This is a genomic window from Kitasatospora sp. NPDC056651 (genome assembly GCF_042792155.1).
GTDB lineage: Bacteria > Actinomycetota > Actinomycetes > Streptomycetales > Streptomycetaceae > Kitasatospora.
This window is the reverse complement of record NZ_JBHTWX010000172.1, coordinates 1-9727: the sequence shown is the minus strand read 5'-3', so window position 1 is coordinate 9727 and position 9727 is coordinate 1. Positions and strand designations below refer to the sequence as shown.

The following is a 9727-nucleotide window of genomic DNA, read 5'->3' as shown; positions in this document are numbered from 1 at the left end:
GGTTACATTCCGAACCCGGAAGCTAAGCCTCACAGCGCCGATGGTACTGCAGGGGGGACCCTGTGGGAGAGTAGGACGCCGCCGAACAATTCTTCGAGAAGCCCCCGCCGGTGAACCGGTCGGGGGCTTCTCTGTTGTAGGGTCAATGTGCATTGTCGTCACACGGGACAGGAGGCCCCGAGTGGAGGTCCAGGAGACGCGGGTCCAGACCGATCGCGTCCTCACTATCCCCAACATGCTGAGCATGGGCCGGCTGGTCGGTGTTCCGATCTTTCTCTGGCTCATTCTCTGGCCGGAGTTCGGCGGCCCGAAGAACGACCTCTGGGCGTTGTTGATCCTGGCATTGAGCGGGGTCAGCGATTACCTGGACGGAAAGCTCGCCCGGAAGTGGGGGCAGATCAGCCGGGTGGGGCAGTTGCTCGACCCGCTGGCTGACCGGCTCTATGTGCTTTCCACGCTGGTCGGATTGACCTGGCGTGAGATCCTGCCGTGGTGGCTCACCGCGGTCCTGTTGGCCCGTGAGGCGTTCATCGCCACGCTGCTGCCGATTCTGAACCGGCACGGTTACGGCCCGCTCCAGACGAGTTTCCTGGGGAAGGCCGCGACCTTCAATCTGATGTACGCGTTTCCGCTTCTGCTGCTCGGCAGTGTCGACAGCTGGATCGCCCGGCCGGCCGAAGTGGTGAGCTGGGCGTTCATCTGGTGGGGAACCACGCTGTACTGGTGGGCCGCGATTCTCTACGCGGTTCAGGCGAGGCAGATCGTCCGGGGGAGCGCCGCCGGCTCGGCGTCCACAGTCTGAGACGTGATCTGAGAGAAGCCCCACGCCTCATCGGTGCGTCGGATGATGCCTTCCGGGTAGAGATCCCTCTGGAACGCTTTGATGGACCTGCTGGTCCACCACCGCGAAGGAGGACGCACCCGTAATGAAAGCCGTTGTAATGGCAGGGGGCGAGGGCACTCGACTCCGCCCGATGACCTCCAGCATGCCGAAGCCGCTGCTTCCGGTCGCCAATAGGCCGATCATGGAGCACGTGCTTCGGCTGCTGAAGCGGCACGGCCTCTCCGACACCGTCGTCACCGTTCAGTTCTTGGCGTCACTGGTCAAGAACTATTTCGGTGACGGCGAAGAGTTGGGCATGCATCTGACCTATGCCCACGAGGAGACGCCACTGGGCACTGCGGGGAGTGTCAAGAACGCAGAGGACGCGCTCAAGGACGATTCCTTTCTGGTGATCTCCGGTGACGCGCTGACCGACTTCAACCTCTCGGAATTGATCGACTTTCACCGCAGCAAGAACGCTCTGGTCACCGTCTGTCTCACGAGGGTGCCGAACCCCCTGGAGTTCGGCATCACGATCACCGACGACGAGGGCAGGGTGGAGCGGTTCCTGGAGAAGCCGACCTGGGGGCAGGTCTTCTCCGACACGGTGAACACCGGTATCTACGTGATGGAACCCGAGGTCTTCGACTACGTGGCGGCCGGTGAGTCCGTCGACTGGTCGAGCGACGTCTTCCCCCAACTCTTGAAGGAGGGCAAGCGGGTCTACGGCTACGTCGCCGAGGGCTACTGGGAGGACGTGGGCACCCACGAGAGCTACGGCAAGGCCCAGGCGGACGTCCTGGAGGGCAAGGTCGAGGTCGAGCTGGACGGGTTCGAGATCTCGCCGGGCGTCTGGGTGGCCGAGGGCGCCGAGGTGGACCCGGAGGCGGTGCTCCGCGGGCCGCTGTACATCGGGGACTACGCCAAGGTCGAGGCCGGCGTGGAGATCCGCGAGCACACTGTGCTGGGCAGCAACGTGGTCGTCAAGCGCGGCGCGTTCCTGCACAAGGCGGTGGTGCACGACAACGTCTACGTCGGGCCGCAGAGCAATCTGCGGGGCTGCGTGGTCGGCAAGAACACCGATGTGATGCGGGCCGCGCGGATCGAGGACGGTGCGGTGATCGGGGACGAGTGCCTGGTCGGCGAGGAGTCGATCATCGGGGCGAACGTCCGGGTCTACCCGTTCAAGACCATCGAGGCCGGCGCCGTCGTCAACACCTCGGTGATCTGGGAGTCGCGCGGCCAGGAGCACCTGTTCGGGGTCCGTGGCGTGTCGGGCATCCTGAACGTCGAGATCACCCCGGAGCTGGCCGTGCGGCTGGCGGGGGCGTACGCGACGACGCTGAAGAAGGGTGCCACCGTCACCATCGCGCGTGACCACTCGCGTGGTGCGCGTGCGCTCAAACGGGCGATGATCTCGGCGCTCCAGACCTCCGCGATCGACGTCCGCGACCTCGAGAACGTGCCCATGCCGGTGGCCCGGCAGCACACGGCCCGGGGAAGCGCGGGCGGGATCTTCCTGCGGACCACGCCGGGGGTGCCGGACTCGCTGGACATCCTCTTCTTCGACGAGCGCGGGGCGGACCTCTCGCAGGCCGGCCAGCGCAAGCTGGACCGCGTCTACGCGCGCCAGGAGTTCCGGCGGGCCTTCCCCGGTGAGATCGGCGACCTGACCTTCCCGTCCAGCGTCTTCGACTCCTACGCGGGCAACCTGCTGCGGACGGTGGACACCACCGGGGTCCGGGAGGCCGGGCTGAAGGTGGTCGTGGACACCGCGCACGGCAGCGCGGGCCTCGTCCTGCCGAGCATCCTCGGCCGGCTGGGGGTGGAGGCGCTCACCGTCTCCACCGGGCTGGACGAGGCGCGGCCGACCGAGGACGCGGAGGAGCGGCGGGCGGGCCTGGCCAGGCTCGGCGAACTCGTGGCCTCCTCCCGGGCGGCCTTCGGCGTGCGGTTCGACCCGGTGGGCGAGCGCGTGGCCTTCGTGGACGAGCTGGGCCGGGTGATCGACGACGACCGGGCGCTGCTGGTGCTGCTGGACCTGGTCGCGGCCGAGCGGCGCAGTGGGCAGGTAGCACTGCCGGTGACCACGACCCGGATCGCCGAGCAGGTCGCCGCGTACCACGGCACCCAGGTCATCTGGACCACGACCACGCCGGACGACCTCGCGAAGGCGGCCTCCGCCGAGGGCACGGTGTTCGGCGGGGACGGGCGCGGTGGCTTCGTGGTGCCCGAGTTCAGCGGGGTGCTGGACGGGGCCGCGGCCTTCGTCCGGCTGGTCGGCCTGGTGGCGCGGACACAGCTCACGCTGAGCCAGATCGACGCGCGGATCCCGCAGGCGCACATCCGCCGCCGGGACATCGCGACACCGTGGGCGGCCAAGGGCATGGTCATGCGCTCGGTGGTGGAGGCGGCCGGCAGCCGTCAGCTGGACACCACCGACGGCGTCCGGGTGGTCGAGGCGGACGGGCGGTGGACTCTGGTGCTGCCGGACCCGGCCGAGGCCGTCACCCATCTGTGGGCCGAAGGCCCCGACGACGAGGCGACCGAGGCGCTGCTCGACGAGTGGGCGGCCGTGGTCGACGGTGCGGGGCGGTGACGACCCGGGCCTGAGCAGGGCCCGGGCCTGAGCCCGGGGCGACCTCGAACGGCGGGGCGCGTGGTGTGATCCGCGCGCCCCGCCGTCCGTTTTCACATCATTCGGAGGGATCCGCCACCTTCCGTCATGTGTGCAGCGTGTGTGCAGCTCAGGGGCCGTGCACGGGCCTCTTCGAGGCCATGGGACGATGGTCTCCATGCCAGCGACGCCGACGCCGAGTGCCCCGAACGGACGGTACAACCGTCCGGACGCCTCGATGTCCCTGCTGACCAACGTGATGGACCACAGCCTGGACGAGGGCTACGCGGAGGCTGCCGCCGCACGTGGTGGCGCCCGTGACGGCCGGATGCCCGGCACGCTGCCCGGGCTGCTCACCCTGGGCGCCGGGCTGGCCCTGGTCGGTGCGGTGGTGACAGTGGGTGCGGTGAACGCGCACAAGGCCGAGCCGACGCTGGCCAAGGAGCGGGACGCGCTCATCCACCGGATCAACGACAGCAACACCTCGGCCGACCAGCTGCAGAAGCAGGTGCAGGAGCTGCGGCTCAAGGTCGACAGCACGCAGCAGCAGGCCCTCGCCTCGGGGGACGGCGATCCCGGCGGACTGACCGGGGCCGTGGGCCTGGGCCAGGTCACCGGCCCGGGCGTGAAGCTGGTCCTGGAGGACGCGGCGGGCACGGGCCACGGCGGCAACGTCGACCCGCGGGCCGGGCAGGGCTTCTCCAACAGCGGCCGGCTGCGGGACCGTGACCTGCAACTCGTGGTGAACGGCCTCTGGGGCTCCGGAGCCGAGGCGATCGCGATCAACGGCCAGCGGCTGACCGCGCTGTCCGCGATCCGGGCCGCGGGCGAAGCGGTGCTGGTGGACAACCGGCCGCTGGTGCCGCCGTACAACATCCAGGCGATCGGGGACGGCGGGAAGCTCCTCAACGCCTTCGAGAAGGACATGGCGGGGCAGTACCTGCGGCTGCTCCAGGAGCAGTACGGCATCAAGTCGACGCTCTCCGTGCAGAAGAGCCTGACGCTGCCGGCGGCGGTGGGCGTGACGCTGCGGACCGCCCAGCCGGTGGCGCCCGAGCCCGCGCCCACGGCGACCGCTCCGGCTGCGGGCGCTACGCCGTCGGCCGGAGCCGGAACCCCGGATAGCCCCGGTGCGTCCGTCTCACCGTCGGCCCCGCCTTCCGCCTCCGCGTCGGCCCCGCCGGCCGCGACCGGCGGCAGCTCGAGCGCCAAACGGCATCCGCCGACCGGAGCCACCAAGACCACGACAGGGACAGGAGCAGCCAGACCGTGATTGCCGTACTGGGTCTTGTGATCGGGGTGGTCGTCGGCCTCTTCGTCCAGCCCGAGGTGCCGGACGCCGTCGTGCCCTACCTGCCGATCGCGGTGGTGGCGGCGCTGGACGCCGTGTTCGGCGGCGTCCGGGCGATGCTCGACGGGATCTTCAACGACAAGGTGTTCATCGTGTCGTTCCTGTCCAACGTGGTGGTCGCGGCGCTGATCGTCTTCCTCGGTGACCAGCTGGGCGTCGGCTCGCAGCTGTCCACCGGTGTGGTCGTGGTCCTCGGCATCCGCATCTTCTCCAACGCGGCCGCGATCCGGCGCCATGTCTTCCGTGCCTGAGCCGGGCCGCGAGGAGGCGGAGAAGTCGGAGCCGGCGGCGGCCGAGCAGGCTGACGGGAAGCCGGGCGGGAAGGCCGTCGAGGAGGCCGTCGAGAAGGCTGCTCAGGCGCCCGAGCCGGAGCCGGTCGGGGAGTCCGGGCCGGACGGGCCGGGCCGGTCGCGCGGGGCTGCGGAGGTGGCCGGGAAGACCGGCGGGGCCGTGGAGGCGTCGGAAGCGTCGGAGGCGAACCCTGAGGCTGAGGCTGAGGCTGAGGCCGCTCCGGTGTCCGAGCCGACGCTCCGGCTCACGAAGGTGGTCCAACCGGTATCCGAGGCCTCGTCGGGGGCGGAGCCCGGGCCCGAGCCCGCTTCCGGGGCGAAGCCCGGACCTGTGCCCGCGCCCGTGCCCGCCGCCGAGTCGGCGCCCGCGCCGGAGACGGAGCCCGAGCCCGCCGCCGCGGAGACAGCCGCCGAGCAGCCGCCCGCCCTGGACCGGAACGCGGGCCGGCGGCGCCTGAAGGCGGCGCTCTGGCCGCCGCGGCTGTCCCGCGGGCAGCTGGTGGTGGCGCTGCTGCTGTTCTCGCTCGGTCTGGCGCTGGCGATCCAGGTGCGGTCGACCAACGACCACCACAGCCAGCTGCGCGGGGCCCGCCAGGAGGACCTGGTGCGCATCCTCGACGAACTGGACAGCCGTCAGCAGCGTCTCCAGCAGGAGAAGGCGGAGTTGGAAGGGTCCCTGGCGAAGTTGGAGAACAGCTCCAACCAGGCGAAGGAGGCCCAGGAGCAGACCAGGAAGAAGATGACGGAACTCGGCGTTCTCGCCGGTACCGTCAAAGCCACTGGTCCGGGCATCGTACTCACGGTCGATGATCCCCAAGGGCAGGTGAAGGCGGATATGCTGCTGGACACCCTGCAAGAACTTCGAGCGGCGGGGGCGGAGGCGATTCAGATCAACGATGTGCGCGTGGTGGTCAACACCTACTTCACCGACCTGTCGGGCGGTGGGGTGCAGATCGACGGGAAGAAGGTCTCGCAGCCCTATCGGTTCACCGTCGTCGGGAACCCGCAGGACCTGACACCCGCGCTGAACATCCCGGGAGGTGTCGTCCGCACCCTGGAGAACAACCAGGCGCGGGCGACGATCGCCCAGCAGCAGAAGGTGGTCGTCGACGCCCTCGTGGACCCGAAGTCGCCGCAGTACGCCAAGCCGGCTTCGAAGTGACGGGGCGCCCGACGAACGGCCCGTCAAGGGCGGGCGGCACCCGCTGCGGGGCGCCGCCGTCACATGGGCGAGACTGGTTCGCACCAGTACGCTCCGGAGCAACAACCGCAGCACCAGCCGTCGGAGCACCGCTCCGGCGGGCCCGAGCCGCAGCATCCCGGCTCGCAGCATGTCCGAGGTTCTCACCCTGCCCCGCGGGCGGGTCTGTCACACGCAAGGGGATTCGCCCGTGAGTTTCTTCTCGAAGTTGTTCGGTCGCAACAAGAGCCGCAACTCGGCCGCCGTCGAGGCGCCCACCGCACGTCACCGCCGGCCCGAGGACGAGCCGGCCGTCCCCGGCATGCGCCCCGCCCCCGAGGCCGGGCAGTACGCGGGACAGCAGCTGTACCGGGACGGCGGCGCCGCCCAGTACGCGGGGAATCAGGCGGGCTACGGCGCGTCGGTTGACCCTTCCGGCGAGCCGCGCATAGGTTTCCCGTCAGGACCCTCAACCTCTGGTGGAGGGTTTGCCCCGGATCCGTACGCCGGGCACAACCCGTCGGGTGTGCCGCGCCAGGAGGCTGTGAACATGGCTGGCCCCACTCCGTGTCCCCGGTGCGCCAACCCGAACCCGGCCTCGGCCCGGTTCTGCTCCAACTGCGGGGCGGCGCTGCGCGGCGGCCTGCTCCCGGAGGGGGCGGCGGAGACCACGTCGACCATCTCCATCTCCGGCCTGGAGTCGTACGACCCGACCGCCACGACCGGCACCGGCGCCACGCCGGCCCTGTCGGCCGAGGTGCTGTCGGCGATCGACGCGCTGCCGCCGGGCTCGGCTCTGCTGATCGTCCAGCGCGGTCCGAACTCGGGCAGCCGCTTCCTGCTGGACTCGGACGTCACCACGGCGGGACGTCACCCGCAGGGTGACATCTTCCTGGACGACGTCACGGTCTCGCGCCGCCACGTGGAGTTCCGCCGCACCCCGGTCGGCTTCAGCGTCGCGGACGTGGGCAGCCTCAACGGCACCTACGTGAACCGGGAGCGGATCGACGAGGTGGCGCTGAACAACGGCGACGAGGTGCAGATCGGGAAGTACCGGCTGGTGTTCTTCGCCGGCCACCACCGGGGGTACTGAAAACGACGCAGGCAGGAGCCCGAGTGAATACGAACACCCCTTCCTCTTCTCTCGGGGCGACCACTCCGACCCCGTCCGGTCCGCAGGCGGACCGCGGCGGGCGCGGGGTGGTCGCGGGCCCGCGGCAACCGGTCCGGGCGGAGCGTTCCGCCGGGCGCCGGCGCGGTGGTGACGAACTGCTGAGCATCGGCGCGGTGCTGGCCTTCCTGCGCGACGACTTCCCCGAGGTCACCATCTCCAAGATCCGCTTCCTGGAGGCGGAAGGTCTGGTCGAGCCGCAGCGCACGCCCTCGGGGTACCGCAAGTTCAGCCCGGCCGACGTCGAGCGGCTGGCCTACGTCCTGCGCATGCAGCGGGACCACTACCTGCCGCTGCGGGTGATCCGGGAGCACCTGGACGCCATCGAGCGCGGTGAGAACCCGCCCGCGCTGCCCTCCGCCGACAACCGTCCGGGGCCGCTGGAGGAGGCGGACCGGGAACTGGTGGCCGCCGGGGAGGCGCCCTCCGGGGTCCGGCTGGGGCGTGCCGAGCTGTTGGCGGCGGCCGAGGCCGGGGAGACGGAGCTGGCCGAGTGGGAGTCCTACGGGCTGGTCGTGCCGGGCCCGGACGGAGGCTACGACGGCGAGGCGCTCCAGGTGGCCCGGCTGGTCGCCGAACTCGGCCGGTACGGGCTGGAACCCCGGCACCTGCGGGCCATGAAGGCGGCGGCGGACCGCGAGATCACGTTGGTGGAGCAGGTGGTGGCGCCGCTGCGCAGACACCGGAACCCGCAGACCAGGGCGCACGCGGAGGCCACCGCGCGGGAACTCGCGATGCTGTCGGTGCGGCTGCACGCGGCGATGGTCCAGGCCGGCCTGCGAAGCCGGGGGTAGCCCCCGCCGGGCGGCGGGGGCACCGCGCTGACCAGCGGCGTCGGCCCTGCGCTTTCATATCCGGGAGCGGAGCCATAGGGTTGCGTGTGTGAATGAGCTCGACGTCGTGGGTGTCCGAGTGGAGATGCCTTCCAACCAGCCGATCGTGCTGCTGCGGGAGGTCGGGGGAGACCGCTACCTGCCGATCTGGATCGGCCCCGGCGAGGCGACCGCGATCGCCTTCGCCCAGCAGGGCATGACTCCGGTGCGCCCGCTGACGCACGACCTCTTCAAGGACGTCCTGGAGGCGCTCGGCCAACAGCTCACCGAGGTCCGGATCACCGACCTGCGGGAGGGCGTGTTCTACGCCGAGCTGGTGTTCGCCGGCGGGGTCGAGGTGAGCGCCCGGCCGTCCGACGCCATAGCGCTGGCGCTGCGCACCGGCACGCCGATCTACGGGAGCGAGGAGGTGCTCGCGGAGGCGGGCATCGCGATCCCGGACGAGCAGGAGGACGAGGTCGAGAAGTTCCGGGAGTTCCTCGACCAGGTCTCGCCCGAGGACTTCGGGGGCAGCGGCCCGCAGTAGCGCCGTCCTGCGCTTCCCGCCCGCAGTGGGGCCGGCCGTTCGGCCTTTTGGCCCGCCGTTTTGCCAAAAAACGCCCACTTACCCACACTGGGGGCACGAAAAACCACTCTCCTGAGTGATGTGGTTTGTCTGACCCGGCGTGGCGATCGTTGACGGGTCATAGGGGACTGCCTACCGTCAGGAGTGGCTGTCCGGGTGGCCGATGCCCGTAGATCGGATTGCCCGCAGCACAAGGGACGGAGGCAGGCATGAGCAGCACCGGCGATGACGCGGCGGTGGGGGGCCAGTGCGCCGTGCACATGCCGCGCACCGCTCGCACCGTCACGGACCTGCCCCGGGTGGGCAGGTTCCCGGCCGTGCAACCGGGCCAGCCGGCCATCGAGCGGCTGGCCCCGACATCCGAACTGCTCGGCTTCCGCGGCCCGACGGCCTGCGCGGCGGCCGGCATCACGTACCGCCAGCTGGACTACTGGGCCCGGACCGGACTGCTGGAGCCCAGCGTCCGTACGGCGTACCCGTCGACCAGTCAGCGGCTCTACAGCTTCCGCGACATCCTGCTGCTGAAGATCGTGAAGCGGCTTCTCGACGCGGGCGTCTCGTTGCAGAACATCCGGGTGGCGGTCGCCCACCTCCAGGCCGCCGACCAAGCGGACCTGGCCGGGATGACGCTGATGTGCGACGGCGCGACGGTGTACGAGTGCACCACGCCGCAGCAGGTGGTGGACCTGCTGAAGGGCGGTCAGGGAGTCTTCGGCATCGCGGTGGGAGCGGTCTGGCGCGAGCTGGAGCTGACCCTCGGGCGGCTGCACGCCGAGCGCACCGACACCGGCGAGACCCTGGTCGGGCACGACCCGGGCGACGAGCTGGCGCAGCGGCGCAACCGGGCGGTCTGAACAGCCATTCGACGAGGCCGCGGGCCCGGACGGGGAACCGTTC

8 protein-coding genes, 1 rRNA gene and 1 pseudogene are annotated in these 9727 nt (G+C 70.6%); all 10 read left to right on the top strand.

The features are described 5' to 3' along the window. Positions 1-87, top strand: a 5S ribosomal RNA gene (gene rrf, locus ACFRAR_RS37010); the annotation flags it as partial. Positions 88-181: 94 nt separating this feature from the next. Further along, positions 182-802: a CDP-alcohol phosphatidyltransferase family protein gene (locus tag ACFRAR_RS37005; protein WP_380704534.1), complete on the top strand. Its 621-nt coding sequence runs from the start codon at positions 182-184 to the stop codon at positions 800-802. A 124-nt stretch (positions 803-926) separates the two neighbouring features. After that, positions 927-3422 (top strand): sugar phosphate nucleotidyltransferase, encoded by a 2496-nt coding sequence (locus ACFRAR_RS37000; protein WP_380704532.1) that lies wholly within the window; start codon positions 927-929, stop codon positions 3420-3422. 196 nt (positions 3423-3618) lie between these two features. Beyond that, positions 3619-4488 (top strand): annotated as a pseudogene (locus tag ACFRAR_RS36995) (DUF881 domain-containing protein); the annotation flags it as partial. A gap of 221 nt (positions 4489-4709) precedes the next feature. Next, positions 4710-5042: a small basic family protein gene (locus ACFRAR_RS36990; protein WP_030062488.1), complete on the top strand. Its 333-nt coding sequence runs from the start codon at positions 4710-4712 to the stop codon at positions 5040-5042. 292 nt (positions 5043-5334) lie between these two features. Further along, positions 5335-6243 carry a DUF881 domain-containing protein gene (locus tag ACFRAR_RS36985; protein WP_380704538.1) on the top strand — a complete coding sequence of 303 codons (909 nt, stop codon included), beginning with the start codon at positions 5335-5337 and terminating at the stop codon, positions 6241-6243. A 568-nt stretch (positions 6244-6811) separates the two neighbouring features. Further along, positions 6812-7354, top strand: a complete 543-nt coding sequence (locus ACFRAR_RS36980) for an FHA domain-containing protein (protein WP_380704530.1) — start codon at positions 6812-6814, stop codon at positions 7352-7354. A gap of 179 nt (positions 7355-7533) precedes the next feature. Next, positions 7534-8226, top strand: coding sequence for a MerR family transcriptional regulator (locus ACFRAR_RS36975; protein ID WP_380704536.1), 693 nt, complete (start codon positions 7534-7536; stop codon positions 8224-8226). Positions 8227-8314: 88 nt separating this feature from the next. Continuing rightward, positions 8315-8791 carry a bifunctional nuclease family protein gene (locus tag ACFRAR_RS36970; RefSeq protein WP_030303568.1) on the top strand — a complete coding sequence of 159 codons (477 nt, stop codon included), beginning with the start codon at positions 8315-8317 and terminating at the stop codon, positions 8789-8791. 248 nt (positions 8792-9039) lie between these two features. Continuing rightward, positions 9040-9684 carry a MerR family transcriptional regulator gene (locus ACFRAR_RS36965; protein ID WP_380704528.1) on the top strand — a complete coding sequence of 215 codons (645 nt, stop codon included), beginning with the start codon at positions 9040-9042 and terminating at the stop codon, positions 9682-9684. Positions 9685-9727 lie beyond the last annotated feature (43 nt).

Bases quoted from the DNA above. Each gene is read 5' to 3' on its own strand.
- ACFRAR_RS37000 (WP_380704532.1), top strand. From the start codon at position 927: ATGAAAGCCGTTGTAATGGCAGGGGGCGAGGGCACTCGACTCCGCCCG.
- ACFRAR_RS36980 (WP_380704530.1), top strand. From the start codon at position 6,812: ATGGCTGGCCCCACTCCGTGTCCCCGGTGCGCCAACCCGAACCCGGCC.
- ACFRAR_RS36965 (WP_380704528.1), top strand. From the start codon at position 9,040: ATGAGCAGCACCGGCGATGACGCGGCGGTGGGGGGCCAGTGCGCCGTG.